This window comes from Clostridium sp. AF19-22AC (assembly GCF_003479085.1).
Lineage (GTDB): Bacteria > Bacillota > Clostridia > Lachnospirales > Lachnospiraceae > Faecalicatena_A > Faecalicatena_A orotica.
In genome coordinates, this window is record NZ_QUGN01000023.1 from 466 (window position 1) to 18,709 (window position 18,244).

Consider the following 18,244-nt stretch of genomic DNA (forward strand, 5'->3'; position numbering starts at 1 on the left):
GTTCCTTTATGGGACATAATACACGTGGACCTTTAGCTCAGTTGGTTAGAGCAATCGGCTCATAACCGATCGGTCCTGGGTTCGAGTCCCCGAAGGTCCACTTTTTTAAATAAGGCCCAGTGGCTCAGTTGGTTAGAGCGCCGCCCTGTCACGGCGGAGGTCGAGAGTTCGAGTCTCTTCTGGGTCGTTGACATCGGAGTAAAAAAGATGTATAATCTTTACCGATGGATAATTAAATAGTATGGGATCTTAGCTCAGCTGGGAGAGCATCTGCCTTACAAGCAGAGGGTCATAGGTTCGAGCCCTATAGGTCCCATTTTGCAGTATGTAATGTACTGCAAAGAAATGCCGCAGTGGCGGAACTGGCAGACGCCCGGGACTTAAAATCCCGTGGGTAGTGATACCCGTACCGGTTCGATTCCGGTCTGCGGCATTATTTATTTTCACCGACGTCCTTATTTGATAGGGGCTGTCGGTGTTTTTATTTGCACTATTGAGGTGAAGAGGATGAAGCAAGAGACTATACAGGGATGTAAAATAGAATTAATGTATCTTTCTAATGAAAATATACATTTTCATCAGGATCTGGAATTGCTATACGTTGTTGAAAATGGAGTTTCTGTTAAAGAGGAACAGGAGTATCAGATTGGGAAAGATGATATTGCAGTCATAAATCCAAATCAACACCATACACTTTTTAACTGTTGTAATACGATAGTATTTCGTATATTGATTCCCTACCGGCTTCTAAGAAAGCTGGTTAGAGATGAATACATTATATTCCGGTGTAACTCTGTGCTGTACCCGTCTCAGGAGGATAAAAAACTACGAGCTCTAATAGAAACGTTGATTTTGCGGTATTTAAATATTGAAGAATCAGATTTGAGTGAGATGGCCAGTATTTTATTTCAGATAATACACCAGTTGTCTGCTAATTATAAACTAGATAAGAACAGCATGAAGTTGTATGTGAAAGAACATATGAGTGAAAAGATTGACCGGATTTTAAATTATATTCATCACCACTATTTTGAGACCTTGAGTCTGACTGATGTGGCGGATCATTTCCAGGTATCGGAGTCATATCTTTCACGTTATTTCAAGAATAAGACAGGTCAGAATTTTGTGAATTATTTAAATGAAGTGAGAATTGAGAATGCGGCTAATGAACTTTGCCAAACCGACGCAACAATTACAAATATTGCTGTGGATAGTGGATTTTCTACTCCTTCAGTTTTAAATCGTATCTTCAAAAAGAAGTATGGGATAACCCCTTCGGAGTTTCGAAAACGGATGGAAGAGTTTACTCATAATGAGAAAATTGAAAATGACAAAGTAGAAGAGTTAAGAAAAAACTTATATGAAAAAATTGAGAATAGGGAAGAAGACCAGAATATTAAGAAAGTGGCAATCAAGGTACAGACAAACCATGTACAGTGGATGAATCACAATGAGATTATCAATATAGGGGAGGCTTCGTGTGTCAGTGAAGCTGCTATACAGGAACATATTTTATTTTTGAAACAAGTTTTGGACATTAAGTATGTTAGGATATGGAATCTATTCTCGGAAAAATTTATGATTTCCACAGATTTTTCCGGGAAAAATTTTAACTTTGAATCACTTGACCGCATCTTTGACTTTTTTGTACAAAATAAGATACTGCTTCTGCTAGATTTTGGTAAGCGTAATCGTGTGATTATGGCAGGGAGAAATAATGAGCTTTATTCTGCCAACATGCAGTATAATCTGAAAACGATAGATGAGTGGAAGAATCTGATGGAACACCTAATCAAACATCTGATTAGAAGATATGACAAGGGTGTACTTGAGAAATGGATCTATGAATTTCCCTGGAATAAAGAGCCATATTATGAAAAAGATTATGTATATATAGATGCATATGAGGCCGGCTGGAAAATCATTAAGTCTAATCTGGGGAATGGGAGGGTGGCAGGACTTAGCCCGCATGGAGAAATCAATGAAGTACAGTTTCAAAATGTAATTCATGATTTGAAGACCCGGGGGATTTTTCCAGAAATATTCACAGTGAAAATTTTTGCTGATTATTCTCATAAGATGATGGAAGATTATTCTTTGCAAATGGGAAATGACTATTTGTATGCCAGAAAGTATATGGAAAAGGTACATGCTTTGCTTAAAAATGAAAACATAGAGTGCAAAATATGCATCTCAGAGTGGTCCAATAGTGTATCTAACCGTAATATTCTACAGGACAGTTGTGCAAGGGGAACGTATATTATTAAGTTCATTTTAAGTATTTGGAAGCTGGCGGATATGATTGGTTTCTGGCATGGTTCAGATGCTGTTGATACTTTTTACGATTCAAGGAAGCTGATATATGGAGGAGGGGGACTCCTGACTAAGGATGGAATCAAGAAACCATCTTTTTATGCGTTCGAATTTATGAAAAAGTTAGGCAGGGATATCCTGCGGATAGGAAATAATTATATTGTAACAAGAGATTCAGCGAATACCATTACGTGCCTGTGTTTTAATCACAGGGATTATAGTTATTATTATTACCTTAAGAAAGAAAATGAACATTTAGATTTATCCAAAGTGTTTCAAAGTGAGGAAAAGGAGAAAATTGAATTTACTATTGAAGAACTGGATGACAACAAGGAGTATATGATAAAAGAAGAAGTTATCAACAGTCATTTTGGAAGCATTATGGATGAATGGAGGCTGCTTGGAAATCAGGAAGAATTGGGAAAAGAGGAAATTCATTATTTGAAAAATATTTGTATACCAAAAATTTATATACATCATGAGAGAAGTGAAAATCATAAGATTAAATTCCAAGTTGAACTAGAACCGCATGAAATGAGAATGGTTTATATCAATGAATATTAGAAGAGATAGAAGGTGCAAAAAATGGAAGCTGTTTTTTGCACCTTCTATTTGTTTTTATTTAAAATTAGCAAAAAATGAAAAGCAATTTAAATTTTAAAGGAAAGTCAAATAAGTTTTATTTTACTATACTTAATATATCAAAACAAAGGAAAAGAAAGGAAGTAAATGATATGGAAAAACTTTCTAAAAAAAGTATTTTCAGTTATGGGCTGGGGGACATGGCGAGTCAGCTCGTATGGAGCTTTGTGGGAACATATCTCACTGTGTACTATATGGATGTTGTAGGACTTGCGCCTCTGGCTGTCTCAACAATTTTAATGGCTGCAAAGATTTGGGATGCAATTAATGACCCTATGATGGGGGGAATTGCAGAGAGAACGCGTACTAAATGGGGGCGTTTCAGACCGTACATTCTATTTGGGGCCCCGTTCCTTGGGTTGTTTAGTGTATTAACATTTACATCTCCATTTGGCAATGGTACAGCAGGCATTGTATGGGCTATATTTACATATATTGGGGCTGGTATGCTGTACACATTGGTTAACATCCCTTACGGTGCAATGGCGGGTGTAATGACTACACATGACAGTGACCGGAACAAATTGAATTCTATAAGAGGGATTGGGATGCAGGTTGGTATGATGACGATTAACTTTGCATCATCCATCATATTGGTCAAGATTTCAGGAAGTACAGAACAGATTTCAGGAAGTAGTTATACGATTGCAGCGATAATTTTTGCAGTAATCTCCCTGCCTATGTTTTTTATGGTGTTTAAGAATTCAAAAGAAGTCATCATGCCAAAAACCAGCACGGAAAAAGTTTCAATTGTAAAGAATTTAAAAGTAATTTTTACAAACAGGTATCTTATGATCATTGTACTTACAATGCTGCTGCAAATGACAGGAAACATGGGACGCATTGGTATTATGGCATTCTATGTGAGAGACTGTCTGGGTAATTTTACATTGATGGCACTTCTTATGACACTGCCTTCAATTGGAAGTATTATTGGTAATATTATAGCACCTTATTTAATCCGCAAACTTGGAGCGCATGGTAAAAGGAATGTTCTGGTTGCCAGCCTGATTGGTAAGGGAATTGGTCTTATCTGGATATTTATGGTGCCGTTCGACAATATCAAGATGGTGATTGCTGCCCATGTCTTCTTTGCGATTGCCGGCTTTGGATTCCCGTCTACATTGTCAATGGTTGCGGATTCCGTAGATTATCAGGACTTAAAGACAGGAGTACGTTCAGATGGTGTTGCATATGCTTTTTATGGACTGGCAACAAAAGTGGGAAATGCCCTTGGCGGTTCTATCGGAGTTATGTTAATGGCCGCATTTGGTTATGTTGCAGGTAAAAATATTACATCAACAGCACAGCATGGAATTAATATGGCGGCTAACCTTGTTCCGGGAATCTTCTTTATTGCTGCGGGACTGCTTCCACTAATATTCTGGAAGCTGACTGATAAAGAGGCAGACGAAATTAGAGAAAAGATTGCAGTACGCAACGCAGCCGAATAAAAAGTAAAACTAAATATCTGAATAAAATAACAGGAGGCAGTGATTATGAAAAACGGAAAATTACAGGTGGCGGTTATAGGATGTGGGGGAATTGCAAACCAAAAACACTTCCCGGCATTAAGTAAGCAGACAGACAAATGCGAGATTGTGGCATTTTGTGATATTTTGGAGGAACGTGCAAAGGAAGCAGCAGATAAATATGGAGCTGACAATGCAAAAGTATATACAGATTATATAGAACTGTTAAAAGATGCAGAAATTGATGTAGTACATGTGTGTACACCAAATGTAGCACACTGTCCAATTACAGTTGCAGCTTTTGAGGCAGGGAAAAATGTTATGTGCGAGAAACCTATGGCAGCAACAACAGAAGATGCACAGAAGATGATGGATGCGTGGAAAAAATCTGGTAAAAAGTTTACAATCGGATATCAGAACCGTTTCCGTACAGATGCTCAGGCACTAAAGAGAGCCTGCGAGGAAGGGAAACTCGGAGATATTTATTTTGCTAAAGCACATGCAGTAAGAAGAAGGGCTGTTCCTACGTGGGGCGTATTCCCGGATAAATCAAAACAAGGTGGCGGACCGTTAATTGATATCGGGACACATGCGCTGGATATTACATTGTGGTGCATGGACAACTATAAGCCAAAAACAGTGACTGGTTCTGTGTTTGAAAAATTAGGACATCTTCCGGAAGCTACAGAAGGCAATATGTTCGGACCTTGGGATCCGAAGGCATATGAAGTAGAAGATTCTGCCTTTGGCTATATCAAAATGGAAAATGGAGCGACAATTTTCCTTGAATCTTCATGGGCTTTGAATGTAAAAGATTCTCGTGAAGCAGCAACTACTTTGTGCGGGACAAAAGCAGGGGCAGAAATGATTGGCGGAATGAGTGGAAAGGCCTATGACCTGGTTATCAATGAGACAACAGGTGGAATTTTGACGGAGGAACATATCTCTGATACAGGCGCTGTTGCATTCTTTGAAGGGAATGGAGGCGGAACACCGGCAGATAAAGAATGCAAGCAGTGGCTGGAAGCTATTTTAGAAGATAAAGAGCCTCTTGTAAAGGCGGAACAGGCATTCGTTGTAACGCAGATTCTTGACACCATCTACAAAGCGGCAGCAGAAGGCCATGAGGTACAATTGTAATAATATGATGGAAAAATAGGAGGCAGTTATGTATCAATACAATAAAAAAGGGCCCAAAAGGGGCGTTGCATTATATAGCTATTCAGCTGAATTTGGAATAAGCAAAAACTTAGAAGATTGTCTGGAAGATATGTTTGATATGGGGGCACATGGTCTGGAAATTCTGGCAAACACTCATATTGAAAACTATCCAAATCCGACAGATGAATGGGTGGAGGAGTGGTTTAGACTGTTAGATAAATATGAGATAGTACCTGTGGAGTATGGCAACTGGATCGACTCCCATGTACTTGGCCATAGAGATTTAACAACAGAAGAGTCCTATGAGATGCTTAAGAGGGATATGCGCCTTGCTGCCAGGCTTGGGTTTACAGTAATGAGAACAAAGATGCCTGTCATATCAGGTGATCTGGAACCAGTAAAGAACTGGCGCGAGATTATTAAAATGGCTCTTCCACTTGCGGAAGAATTAAATATTAAAATGTGTCCGGAGATTCATGCACCGACAAACTTAAGCAATAAGCTGGTGGCGGATTATGTGGATTTCATAGAACAGACAGGAACAAAACATTTTGGGTTAAACATTGATTTTGGTCTGTTTCGTAACTTTTTTAAAGAAGGCGAACGCAGGCAGCCAGGATTTGTTGCAAGTAAACCAGAGGATATTATTCCATTACTTCCATATATATATTGCTGTCATGCAAAATTCAACAATATGAGTGATGATTTTGAAGAAACAACCATTCCGTATAAAGAAATTATTGAGATTATGAAGGTACATAAATGGGACGGGTATTTACTGAGTGAGTATGAAGGCCATGATAAGTACGACAAAGGGTATGAAGTAGGACAGACACTTAGAAAGCATCACATTTTACTTAAAAATTGTCTGGGAGATTAGGAGGTAAACAATGTTAGAACGGGACGTAATTCAGTCAATTGGGTTTAGGAATGTAGAAGAGGCAGGGGCTGTTACTGGGTTTCAGTTTAAGGTCAGACTTCCGTATTATAGAGGAATATTCTTAAGTCAGCTGCGGCCGGGAACGCTTTTCGTAGATGGGGAGCGTTTTGAAAGAGAAGAGATTATCTGGAATATTAATGGAAAAGATTTTACATATGAAGAAATGAAAACAGATATGGATACTCATTGGAGTGTTACAAAGCCTGCAGTTATTAAAGTGAAAAAAAAGGATGGACTGGCGCAGGGGTATCATGACCTGACACTGGGATTTTGCTTCACATCATCCTACATGCCGCCGGTTATGCAGGATGCATTGGATCCTGATTGTGAGAGTAAAATTTCAATGCCGGAATTTGGTCATCATGTTAACCAAAGAAGGCTGTTAATTGTTTAGAGGTGAGAGGGATAATGGAAGACATTAGAATTGGGATTATAGGTCACGGTTTTATGGGACATGAGCATGAGAAGATGCTTACCGTTATGGATGGCTACCGGGTAGTTGGAATTTCAGATATAGATTTGAAGCAGCTTGAGGATGTGAAGGAAGGTATAAAAAGATATCATTCAAACGAAGAATTGTTTCAGGATCCGGAGGTACAGGTTGTGCTGATTGCCGCGAACAACAACCAGCATCATGACCTGGCTTTGCAGGCAGCAAGAGCGGGAAAAGACATAATCTGTGAGAAACCGGTAGCTATGAATCTGGAAGAACTGGACGATATGATGAGGATAACGCGAGAGTGTGGGGTGAGATTTACTGTTCACCATCAGAGAAGGATGGACCCCGATTTTTGTACAGCAAAGGCGATAGTTGATCAGGGAACACTAGGCGATATCTATACTATTAAAAGCAGCTTGTACGGGTTTAACGGCAACATGCATGACTGGCATGTATATATTCGTGAAGGCGGCGGAATGCTGTATGACTGGGGTGTACACCTGTTGGATCAGATTTTGTTTATGATGCCGGAAGCAAAACTGACTAATGTTTACGCGGATATTCGTAATGTCATTAATCATGAAGTGGATGATTACTTTAAGATTCTTATGCGGTTTGATAATCATATAACAGCAGAAGTAGAGCTGGGAACTTATTATTTGACAGATAAGATGCATGACAAATGGTTCGAGCGCCATTGGTTTATCGGTGGAAACAAAGGAAGTGCTTATCTCGATGGATTCAGTCCGGAAGGGAAAATTGTGCGAACGGCGGGCCTGCTGCAGAATGCAGGCGATAAAAGAACCATGACGGCAGCAGGTCCTACACGTTCTTTTGGACCTCCGCCAGATGGAAAGATTCTGACTGAACCTGTTCCAGAAGTAAACACAAATCATAAAGATTATTTTGAAAATTATAGAAAAGCATATTGGGGTGAAACAGAATTTTTGGTTCAGATTCCTGAGACGAGAAGGGTGCTTGCCCTGATGGATGCAGTTAGAGAATCTGGTCGCACAGGTCAGTCTGTCATTTTTGAAGCATAGTGAATTGAAAGCGGTAATTGACATTTATTTTTCATTTAATTATACTGTACATAGTACAAGGGGGTATAGTTTACGAACTATGCCTCTTTTTAATGAAAAAAAAGAAACGGGGTAAACTGCAATGATTAAATTAAATGACTATTTATATTCTGGTGATACAGTTATTAAGATCTTGTATAAATACATGGAGGACCTTCGGGAATCTGCAAGGCGGACACATAATCCGGTTGACCTGATGCACTGCAACTTTTTAATTCAGATTGCAAACCTTCTCGAACATAATGATTTTCTGACATCTCAATCACAGCGCCTCAGGGAATTTTATAAGTTTATGGCGACAGAGTACCCGTATCTGGCGTTTACCTTTAAAGGGAGGATAAAATCTTTAATCAGGGCAGAGGCAAAGTTTAATGGATATGTCGTGGAATATATATCAGACTATTATCATGAGCATGGGATGTATCCTCCGGTTCCGGAACTGAAGAATAAGCTTAGCTGTTTCCGGGATTTGATTGCCTACAGAATTGTAATTTCTATGCCAAAATGCCACCTTGATGAGGAGACAGATGTGGAAACGGAAGAAATAAAGTATCTATATGAGATTGCAAATTACCTTCCGGAGTTTCTGGAAGAGCGGGGTTTTACTGCAATTGTTTCCGGCAGTCAGGTGGAAAGGAAATCAGCCTTTCTAAAAGAATCTGTGCAGCCTTATTATAAAGACTATATTGCGAATGTAAACAGCTCCGGCTATCAGTCACTTCACATTACTTTTTATGATAATAGCGCCCGCTGTTATATCGAAGTTCAATTGCGCACGAAAGGGATGGATGATTATGCTGAAATAGGCCCGGCAAATCATCTGTGGTATGAAAAGCGGCAGGATAATGAGCGCGCAGAAAGAAATGCTGTACCGGCCGGGGAATGTATATATTTTGATGAGGCTTACGAGAGGGTTGTCCAGTTACAGCAGCTGGAGCTTTCAAAGATTGACGTCAATATGTTTTCTGCCGCAGATAACAGCCTGATAAATGATGGCTGTGGATTATACCGCGGCAGGGTAATTCTGCCTTATGAACATTTATCCAGATTTCAGAATGATTTAATTGACTAATACAACGGGCAGCTTCTCTGCCGCAAATGATTGAAACACCCCTGTAATAATCTGCTGCCCTTTGGAATTAGGATGGGTACCATCTTCGCAGATCAGATCGGATATTGTACCATGTCTGAGAAATGCTGACCGGATATCAATCAGCGGCACATGTTCGCTTGCAGCCAGGGCTTCTACGGCAGAAGAGTATGTGGCCTGATGGTCCGAGATATGGCCAATTGAGCCGAGCCATTTCATAACATTTTTCTTATTAAGGTTCTGGCACCACCAGTTGAAGAACCGCTGGGGGTCAAGCGGAGGCAGTGTGGTCAGTATTGGCAGAATGCCTCTGCTTTTTAATGTTTGGATTAAGCAGGTATACTCTTCGATGAACTGCTTTAAAGGCGTATTGGGAGAAAAATCTCCTTCCGGGTTCTCTGCAATTTCCGCCCATTTATAATCACAGTCGTTTCCGCCAAAATCCATGACAACGGCGTCACAATTCAGACCGGTATCCAGTTTTTTCAGAAGGATACGCGCACCTTTGGTGACAGTACATCCAAAACGTGAGTCATTTTTTATGGACAGAGCGTATTCGCGGCTTAACATATCGAAATCGATGTCATTCTTCGTCTGATATTTCTTATTGACCGGATTGACCTGAATTCCTTTTAAGATAGAATCTCCAAGTACTTCTATATTTTTTATACTTTTCATAAACATTACCTTCCTTTAACACGACATGTAGTTTTGATAACTACATTATATAATTTGAAAAACCCCTCGTCAAGGGCGTGAGTTAAAAAAGTAAAAAAATGCCGGAAACAAAAGTCATCCAATTCCAGGAATTGTATGTTCTTTTGTTTCCGGCACCCTAAACTTTATTCTTCGTCAGAAGTATCCTGCAGTGCGAGGTATCCCTGCTCGCCTGTACGGATTTTTACAACATTTTCTATATCATAGATAAAGACTTTTCCGTCTCCGATCTGTCCGGTATGGAGCACGGACTTCGCAGTATCGATGACTTTCTGGACTGGTACGAGGCTGACTACAATCTCGATCTTGACCTTCGGAAGCAGATTCATATCCATTTCGACTCCACGGTAATAAGCAGTAGAGCCTTTCTGCACGCCGCAGCCAAGAACATTGGTGATGGTGATTCCTGTCACTCCGATTTCATTCATGGCCTGCATGAAGTCTTCCAGCTTGTTGCGGCGTGTAATGATGACCACCTTTGTCAGCTTGTTTGTAATACTTCCATTCTTTCCTACAGCGCTGTCAGCCATGCTGCGTGCAGCTTCAGCGGGAGCCTGTGCGGCTGATGCGGATGAAGCAGAATGGGCTGTTTTGGAAGCAGTCCCCATGACATTAGGAACTGGATTCATAACATCCTGGGTAACAAAGTCCGCATAACTGCTTGTAAGGCCGTGTTCCCGGATATCCAGACCCGCAATCTCTTCTTCGGCGGATACACGAAGCCCCATTGTATGTTTAATAATCTCGAATACAATGATCATCGTTACGGCAACCCATGCAGCCGTTGCAATAAACCCGGTGAACTGAACTCCAAGCTGTGTGAATCCACCGCCTGTAAAGAGTCCCTTTCCTTCGGTGCCGCTTCCATCTGAAAACAGCCCTACGCAGAGGGTACCAAGTGCACCGCACATTCCGTGTACGCCTACGGCACCTACAGGATCATCAATGCGGCATACTTTGTCGATAAATTCAATACCAAAGACTACTACAAGACCTGCCAGAATACCTATAATAGCGGCAGAAACGGGTGATACAGTATCACATCCGGCGGTAATGGCTACAAGACCTGCCAGAGAACCGTTGAGGGACATAGATACATCTGGTTTTTTGTAAAGAATCCATGTAAGGATCATAACCGTGACAGTAGCTACTGCCGCGGCCAGATTAGTCGTCACGAAGATTTTGGAGGCGGAGACGATTGCATCTCCTTCCATAGAAACAGTTGAGGCACCATTGAAACCAAACCACGCAAACCAGAGAATGAAGACACCGAGTGCGCCAATGGTCAGGTTGTGGCCCGGGATTGCTTTCGACTTCCCGCTCTTTGAATATTTTCCGATACGGGGGCCAAGGATCTTTGCACCGACGAGTGCTGCGACACCGCCTACCATGTGGACGGCGCAGGAACCCGCAAAATCATGGAATCCCATTTCAGCAAGCCAGCCGCCGCCCCAGATCCAGTGTCCGGATACAGGATATACAACAAGGCTGATGATCAGACTGTATATACAGTATGCCGAAAATTTGGTTCTCTCGGCCATAGCCCCGGACACGATGGTTGCCGCGGTTGCACAGAAAACAGTCTGGAAAATCAAAAAGGCATAGAAAGGCACGCCGTCAGGAAGCATTCCTGCCCCATAATTTGATTCGGAAGCAATACCGGATATAGACCCGATGATTCCATTGCCTGTTCCGAACATCAGGCCAAAACCTACAAGCCAGAAGGCTGGTGTGCCGATTGAAAAATCCATCAGGTTTTTCATGATAATATTACCCGCATTCTTTGCCCGGGTGAACCCTGTTTCGACCATTGCAAAACCGGCCTGCATAAAGAAGACGAGGGCGGCGCCAAGGAGCACCCAGATTGTGTTGACAGATGAAAAAGCATTCATAGTTAATTCTCCCTTCCTTTACTACTGTTATTTCACATTTCTCTGTGCAGATACCAGAAAATCTGGTAATAAAAAGAGTGCGTATTCCCGAAAATAGAATTACGCACCCTTGCATAAAAAATGTGATGATGTCGGAGGCAAAATACTTGCTTCAATATGGCATCGTTTGATTTATGTAATCGGAAAATGACATGCATTCCCGCAATTACTGTATTTTTTCCTCTGTATGTCCTGTAATATCCATCGGATACTGCCTGTCGAAACATGCTTTACAGAGAGACAAATCTCCGGTCATAAGCTGTAAATCTTCCAATTTCATATAACCAAGAGAATCAGCGCCAATCATACTACAGATTTCCCCGGAAGTGTGCGAGGAGGCGATCAGCTGTTTATTAGAAGGGACATCTGTCCCGAAATAGCATGGATACAGAAACGGGGGCGAACTGATGCGGACATGTACGCTTTTTGCCCCTGCGCCTTTTAACATGCGTATCAGGCCTGCAATTGTTGTGCCCCGGACGATGGAGTCATCGACCAGAACAATCCGCTTCCCGTTAACAACGGAAGCTAATACATTTAATTTTAGCCGGACACTCGATTCCCGTTCCTTCTGGGTCGGTTTTATGAATGTCCGCCCTACATAGCTGTTCTTGTAGAATGCCAGTGCAAACGGGATTCCTGAAGCTTCTGAATACCCTTTTGCTGCGGGAATTCCGGAATCCGGCACACCCACGACAAGGTCAGCATCTGCAGGATAGGCGGCAGCAAGAGCGGCGCCGCCCTTTACCCGGGCATCATAGATATTGACACCATCCAGTGTGCTGTCGAGTCTGGCAAAATAAATATATTCGAAGATGCAGTGTGCATGCTGAGTCTGGCAGAGATGGCAGTTGGAGGTGATACCTTCTGAGGTAATCGTTATGATTTCACCAGGTCTGATATCCCGGATAAATTCTGCGCCGACGGCAGACAATGCACAGCTTTCAGAAGCCAGAATATAGGCATCGTCCCGCCTTCCAAGGCACAGAGGCTTCAATCCCAGAGGGTCGCGGACCCCGATGAGCTTGCGCGGGCTCGCAATGACCAGGGCATACGCACCGCGTATTTTCCCTGCTGTATGCAGGATTGCTTCTTCTACATTATGAGTATGCACCCTTTCCTTTGCAATATGATAAGCAATGACCTCTGAATCGGTTGTCGTCTGGAAGATTGCCCCGGTCTGTACCAACTCCTCACGCAGTTCCCGTGTATTGACAAGATTTCCGTTATGTGCAAGGGCCAGAGTTCCTTTGATATAATTCAGGACAAGGGGCTGCGCGTTATTAATAGAAGCGGCTCCTGTTGTGGAGTAGCGCACGTGTCCGATTCCAAGATTGCCCTGGAGCGTATTCAGTATATCTTCATTAAATACTTCGTTTACAAGCCCCATCCCTTTATGGGCATTCATATTTCCTTTCGGCCCCCTTGTGTCACATACTGCCATGCCGCAGGATTCCTGGCCGCGGTGCTGGAGGGACGAGAGCCCGTAGTATATGGATTCGGCAGCAGGTTCGCCGGAAAGAGAATAGATACCGAATACACCGCAGGCTTCTTTTATTTTAGGGTCAGAATATAAATTCATCGTTTTTACACCTCTTATAAAATATGAAAAGGCACCTTGGATAGGGTTATCCAAAGCGCCTTTGCTTTCTGGCGTATAGTATTGCACGATTTCCTGAAAAAGTCAATCCCCAAAAATTGGGGATTTACAAATTTCTGAAAATAAGATATAGTAGTTTCATAATTTTTTGCCTGCCTTAGGAGAATTGATTTTTGAAAGTTTCTCAGGGGCTGGCGGAAGATGTGAATATGATCTGCGGCAAAGGCGTCGGTAATCTGTGCTATTAACAGCACAGACTTCCGGCGCCTTTCTTGTTTCATAGGAAATGGAAAGAAATGATGGAGGTTTTTATTTATGAGAACAGAAGAAGGTCTGTACAGACAGCAGTTTGAGCATGATAACTGTGGAATTGGCGCGGTTGTGAACAGTAAGGGGATAAAAAGCCATAAGACTGTTGAAAATGCACTTAAAATTGTGGAACGGCTTGAACACAGGGCAGGGAAGGATGCCGAGGGAGAAACCGGAGATGGAGTAGGAATCCTGCTTCAGATTTCCCACAGATTTTTTTCTAAGGCTTGTAAGCAGGAAGGAATTGAGATCGGCGGGGAGAGGGAATACGGAATCGCTATGCTCTTCCTCCCCCAGGATGAGCTGGAATGCAGTCAGGCTAAAAAGATGTTTGAGATTATCGTGGAGAAGGAAGGTATGGAATTTCTGGGATTCCGCAAGGTCCCTGTATGTCCGGGTGTCTTAGGACACAAGGCGCGGGCGAAGATGCCGGATATTGTGCAGGCTTTTGTGAAAAAACCGGAACATGTCGAGAAGGGGCTTATGTTCGACAGGATGCTTTATATTGCCCGCCGGGTCTTTGAGCAGAGCAATGACACGACTTATGTGGCGTCTATGTCCAGCCGCACGATCGTTTATAAAGGAATGTTTCTGGTAGACCAGCTTCGGACCTTTTATACGGACCTCCAGGATGAAGACTACGAATCTGCGATTGCCACCGTACACTCCCGTTTCAGTACAAATACAGACCCAAGCTGGGAGAGGGCTCATCCGAACCGGCTGATTGTACATAACGGGGAAATCAATACGATCCGTGGAAATGCAGACAAGATGCTTGCCAGAGAAGAGACGATGGCATCCGACTATATGAAGGATCAGCTCCATAAGGTGCTGCCGGTCGTGGATACACGCGGATCTGACTCGTCCATGCTGGATAATACGCTTGAGTTCCTTGTGATGAATGGGATGGACCTCCCTCTTGCAGTAATGATCACCATCCCTGAACCCTGGGCGAACAATCAGACGATATCACAGGACAAACGGGATTTCTATCAATATTATGCGACGATGATGGAGCCCTGGGACGGGCCGGCATCTATCCTGTTTTCCGATGGTGACGTGATGGGGGCGGTTCTGGACAGAAACGGGCTCAGACCTTCAAGATACTATATTACGAAGGATGGAGATATCATTCTTTCATCAGAGGTGGGCGTCATCCCGGTGCCTGAGGAGGAGATTGTAGTGAAAGAACGTCTCCACCCGGGGAAACTCCTGCTTGTGGATACCGTGAAGGGACGCATCTTCAGTGATGAAGAGGTGAAAGAAATCTATGCAAAGAAACAGCCGTATGGTGAATGGCTGGACAGCAACCTGCTTGAACTGAAAGACCTGAAGATTCCGAATCAGCGTGTAGAAGAGTACCGGGGGGAAGAACTGACCAGAATGCAGAAAGCGTTCGGTTATACTTATGAAGAGTACCGCCAGTCTATTTACAGCATGGCCTTAAATGGTTCCGAGGGAACTTCGGCTATGGGGGCGGACACGCCGCTGGCCGTACTTTCTGAAAAACACCAGCCGCTTTTTAACTATTTTAAACAGCTCTTTGCACAGGTGACAAATCCGCCGATTGACGCGATCCGCGAGGAGATTGTGACCTGCACGACGGTCTATGTGGGCCGGGACGGGAATTTACTGAAAGAACAGCCTCTGAATTGCCAGGTGCTGAAGATCAACAATCCGATCCTGACAAATACTGACATGTTAAAGATTAAGAACATGAACGTGAAGGGCTTTAAGGTAGAGGTTGTACCAATCACATATTATAAAAGCTCCCGTCTGGACAGGGCCATCGACCGCCTGTTTGTGGAGGTTGACAAAGCATATAAGGACGGGGCGAACATACTGGTGCTTTCAGACAGGGGAGTGGATGAAAATCATATTGCGATGCCTTCCCTGCTGGCAGTTTCCGCAGTGCACCAGTATCTGGTAAAGACAAAAAAGAGGACGGCGCTGTCGATTATTCTGGAGTCCGGGGAGCCAAGGGAGGTACATCACTTTGCGGCGCTTCTCGGCTATGGTGCCTGTGCGGTGAATCCTTATATTGCGCAGGATACAATCAAGGAGCTGATCGATAATAAGATGCTGGATAAGGATTACTATGCGGCTGTTGACGATTATACTTATGCAGTCACCCACGGTATTGTGAAAATAGCATCTAAGATGGGAATTTCTACGATACAGTCCTATCTGGGGGCAAAAATATTTGAGGCAGTCGGGATATCGGCCGGGGTGATTGACAAGTATTTCACGGGAACAGTCAGCCGTGTGGGCGGAATCACGCTGAAGGATATTGAAAAAGACGTTGACCTGAATCACTCCCGGGCTTTTGACCCGCTGGGACTACCGGTGGATCTGGAACTCAAGAGCATGGGAATCCATAAGAGCAGAAGTGAGGGGGAGGCACACCGTTACAACCCTCAGACGATCCATACACTTCAGGAGTCTACAAAGCGGGGAGATTATGATTTATTTAAGCAGTATACGAAGATGGTGGACAGTGAGCAGAGCGGATACCTTCGCAGCCTTATGGATTTTGCATATCCGGAGGAAGGAATTCCGCTCGAAGAAGTCGAGAGTGTGGATGAGATTGTAAAACGCTTCAAGACTGGGGCCATGTCATATGGTTCTATCTCGGAAGAGGCACATGAGACGCTTGCGGTTGCTATGAATATCCTCCACGGTAAATCGAATACGGGTGAAGGCGGTGAGAGTGAGGAACGTCTGGACAGTGCGGGAAGTGAAGTGGACCGCTGTTCTGCAATCAAGCAGGTGGCTTCGGGGCGCTTTGGCGTGACCAGCCGCTATCTGGTCAGCGCGCGGGAAATCCAGATCAAAATGGCACAGGGAGCGAAGCCGGGAGAGGGCGGACACCTGCCGGCCCGAAAGGTATACCCGTGGATTGCTAAAACCAGACATTCCACACCGGGGGTGAGCCTGATTTCTCCGCCGCCGCACCATGATATTTATTCTATCGAGGATCTGGCTGAGCTGATCTACGATCTAAAGAACGCCAATAAGTATGCGAGGATTTCTGTTAAATTAGTCTCCGAGGCCGGTGTGGGAACCGTCGCGGCGGGAGTTGCAAAGGCGGGGGCGCAGGTCATCCTGATTTCCGGATATGACGGCGGAACAGGGGCGGCGCCACAGAGTTCTATCTATAATGCAGGACTGCCGTGGGAGCTTGGACTGGCGGAAACACATCAGACACTGCTGATGAACGGACTTCGTGACCGGGTTATGATTGAGACAGACGGAAAGCTGATGAGCGGCCGCGACGTCGCCATTGCGGCACTGCTCGGGGCAGAAGAATTTGGATTTGCCACGGCACCGCTTGTAACGATGGGGTGTGTGATGATGCGTGTCTGCAATCTGGACACCTGCCCTGTAGGGGTTGCCACCCAGAATCCGGAGCTTCGGAAACGATTCCGTGGAAAACCGGAGTATGTTGTAAACTTCATGAGATTCATTGCCGGGGAACTGAGGGAATATATGGCCCGGCTCGGAGTGCGTACACTGGATGAGATGACAGGCCGCACGGATCTGCTGAAGGTGAAGGCGCATGCACAAAATCCAAAAGCATCCCAGATCGACCTGAGCGCCATTTTGAATAATCCATTTGCAGCAGAAGGCAAAGAAAGAATCTTCAATCCGGATAAGGTTTACCAGTTCCATCTGGAGGATACAAAGGATGAGAAAATCCTGCTGGGAAAACTGAAGAAGGCTGTAGAGCGAAAGGAAAAAGCCACTGTCGATGTGGCCGTGACGAATACGGACCGTGCCTTTGGTACAATACTGGGGGCGGAAATCACAAGACAGCACCATCACGGACTGGATGAAGATACCATCACGGTAAACTGCGAAGGAGCAGGAGGACAGAGCTTCGGGGCATTTATCCCGAAGGGACTGACACTGAAGCTTTGCGGTGACTGTAACGATTATATGGGCAAGGGACTGTCAGGTGGAAAACTAATACTCTATCCTCCAAAACAGAGGAACTACAGGGCGGATGAAAACGTGATTGTGGGAAATGTCGCCCTTTATGGTGCGACAGGCGGTAAAGCCTATATCAGCGGTGTTGCAGGAGAACGCTTTGCCGTTCGTAATTCCGGGGCTTATGCAGTTGTGGAAGGTGTGGGAGAACATGGCTGTGAGTATATGACCGGAGGCCGTGTAGTAGTCTTAGGACGGACGGGAAAGAACTTTGCGGCAGGCATGAGCGGCGGTGTGGCCTATGTTCTGGATGAGGAAAATGAATTATATAAAAACCTGAATAAAGAGATGATTTCGATTGAAAATGTGGAGACAAAACCGGACATTCAGGAACTCCGCCAGATGATCACCGGGCATGTTGAGGCAACGGCTTCAGAGAAAGGAATGGAAATACTGGAGCATTTTGAAACATACATTCCTAAATTTAAAAAGATCATTCCAAATGACTATAAGAAGATGATAATGATAGCAGCCAGACTGGAAGAACAGGGAATGAAACCGGAAGAGGCACAGCTGGAAGCATTCAATGAAAATTTCCAGAAGGGAGGAATGTAAAAA

General features: G+C 43.8%; 11 protein-coding genes and 4 tRNA genes. 12 read left to right on the plus strand and 3 right to left on the minus strand.

Annotation, left to right across the window (positions count from 1 at the left end; translation table 11 throughout):
• Positions 1-26: 26 nt before the first annotated feature.
• From DWX43_RS20975 to DWX43_RS21025, 11 genes are all read left to right on the plus strand, one after another.
• A tRNA-Ile gene (locus DWX43_RS20975) sits at positions 27-100 on the plus strand.
• Between the two features lie 13 nt (positions 101-113).
• Positions 114-187: transfer RNA gene (locus DWX43_RS20980), tRNA-Asp, on the plus strand.
• A gap of 56 nt (positions 188-243) precedes the next feature.
• Positions 244-316, plus strand: a tRNA-Val gene (locus DWX43_RS20985).
• A 31-nt stretch (positions 317-347) separates the two neighbouring features.
• Positions 348-433 (plus strand) — tRNA-Leu (locus DWX43_RS20990).
• Between the two features lie 74 nt (positions 434-507).
• Complete coding sequence (locus DWX43_RS20995) at positions 508-2,877, plus strand: helix-turn-helix domain-containing protein (RefSeq protein ID WP_118621720.1); 2,370 nt, start codon at positions 508-510, stop codon at positions 2,875-2,877.
• Positions 2,878-3,047: 170 nt separating this feature from the next.
• Positions 3,048-4,409, plus strand: coding sequence for a glycoside-pentoside-hexuronide (GPH):cation symporter (locus DWX43_RS21000; RefSeq protein ID WP_109733388.1), 1,362 nt, complete (start codon positions 3,048-3,050; stop codon positions 4,407-4,409).
• Positions 4,410-4,454: 45 nt separating this feature from the next.
• Positions 4,455-5,567 (plus strand): Gfo/Idh/MocA family oxidoreductase, encoded by a 1,113-nt coding sequence (locus DWX43_RS21005; protein ID WP_118621721.1) that lies wholly within the window; start codon positions 4,455-4,457, stop codon positions 5,565-5,567.
• A 28-nt stretch (positions 5,568-5,595) separates the two neighbouring features.
• Positions 5,596-6,468 carry a TIM barrel protein gene (locus DWX43_RS21010; protein ID WP_118621722.1) on the plus strand — a complete coding sequence of 291 codons (873 nt, stop codon included), beginning with the start codon at positions 5,596-5,598 and terminating at the stop codon, positions 6,466-6,468.
• A 10-nt stretch (positions 6,469-6,478) separates the two neighbouring features.
• On the plus strand, positions 6,479-6,922 hold the full coding sequence (locus DWX43_RS21015; protein WP_109733391.1) for a DUF6379 domain-containing protein: 444 nt from the start codon (positions 6,479-6,481) through the stop codon (positions 6,920-6,922).
• 14 nt (positions 6,923-6,936) lie between these two features.
• Complete coding sequence (locus DWX43_RS21020; protein WP_182440781.1) at positions 6,937-8,010, plus strand: Gfo/Idh/MocA family oxidoreductase; 1,074 nt, start codon at positions 6,937-6,939, stop codon at positions 8,008-8,010.
• A 121-nt stretch (positions 8,011-8,131) separates the two neighbouring features.
• Positions 8,132-9,121, plus strand: a complete 990-nt coding sequence (locus DWX43_RS21025) for a guanosine polyphosphate pyrophosphohydrolase (RefSeq protein WP_118621723.1) — start codon at positions 8,132-8,134, stop codon at positions 9,119-9,121.
• Here DWX43_RS21025 and DWX43_RS21030 read toward each other — a convergent pair.
• The 3 genes from DWX43_RS21030 to purF all read right to left on the minus strand — a co-directional run bounded on the left by DWX43_RS21030 (position 9,110) and on the right by purF (position 13,369).
• A complete protein-coding gene (locus DWX43_RS21030; RefSeq protein WP_182440782.1) occupies positions 9,110-9,817 on the minus strand; it encodes an SGNH/GDSL hydrolase family protein in 708 nt (235 codons plus the stop codon). The two genes, DWX43_RS21025 and DWX43_RS21030, sit on opposite strands and share 12 nt — an antisense overlap.
• Positions 9,818-9,981: 164 nt before the next feature.
• Entirely contained in the window at positions 9,982-11,748 is a 1,767-nt protein-coding gene (locus tag DWX43_RS21035; protein WP_109733426.1) for an ammonium transporter, read from the minus strand.
• 205 nt (positions 11,749-11,953) lie between these two features.
• Positions 11,954-13,369 (minus strand): amidophosphoribosyltransferase, encoded by a 1,416-nt coding sequence (gene purF / locus DWX43_RS21040; protein WP_118621725.1) that lies wholly within the window; start codon positions 13,367-13,369, stop codon positions 11,954-11,956.
• Positions 13,370-13,702: 333 nt separating this feature from the next.
• Here purF and gltB point away from each other — a divergent pair, with 333 nt between their 5' ends.
• Entirely contained in the window at positions 13,703-18,241 is a 4,539-nt protein-coding gene (gltB, locus tag DWX43_RS21045) for a glutamate synthase large subunit (protein WP_109733428.1), read from the plus strand.
• Positions 18,242-18,244 lie beyond the last annotated feature (3 nt).

Coding starts and splice junctions, on each gene's coding strand:
- DWX43_RS20995 (WP_118621720.1), top strand. CDS start 508: ATGAAGCAAGAGACTATACAGGGATGTAAAATAGAATTAATGTATCTT.
- DWX43_RS21000 (WP_109733388.1), top strand. CDS start 3,048: ATGGAAAAACTTTCTAAAAAAAGTATTTTCAGTTATGGGCTGGGGGAC.
- DWX43_RS21005 (WP_118621721.1), top strand. CDS start 4,455: ATGAAAAACGGAAAATTACAGGTGGCGGTTATAGGATGTGGGGGAATT.
- DWX43_RS21010 (WP_118621722.1), top strand. CDS start 5,596: ATGTATCAATACAATAAAAAAGGGCCCAAAAGGGGCGTTGCATTATAT.
- DWX43_RS21015 (WP_109733391.1), top strand. CDS start 6,479: ATGTTAGAACGGGACGTAATTCAGTCAATTGGGTTTAGGAATGTAGAA.
- DWX43_RS21020 (WP_182440781.1), top strand. CDS start 6,937: ATGGAAGACATTAGAATTGGGATTATAGGTCACGGTTTTATGGGACAT.
- DWX43_RS21025 (WP_118621723.1), top strand. CDS start 8,132: ATGATTAAATTAAATGACTATTTATATTCTGGTGATACAGTTATTAAG.
- DWX43_RS21030 (WP_182440782.1), bottom strand. CDS start 9,817: ATGAAAAGTATAAAAAATATAGAAGTACTTGGAGATTCTATCTTAAAA.
- DWX43_RS21035 (WP_109733426.1), bottom strand. CDS start 11,748: ATGAATGCTTTTTCATCTGTCAACACAATCTGGGTGCTCCTTGGCGCC.
- purF (WP_118621725.1), bottom strand. CDS start 13,369: ATGAATTTATATTCTGACCCTAAAATAAAAGAAGCCTGCGGTGTATTC.
- gltB (WP_109733428.1), top strand. CDS start 13,703: ATGAGAACAGAAGAAGGTCTGTACAGACAGCAGTTTGAGCATGATAAC.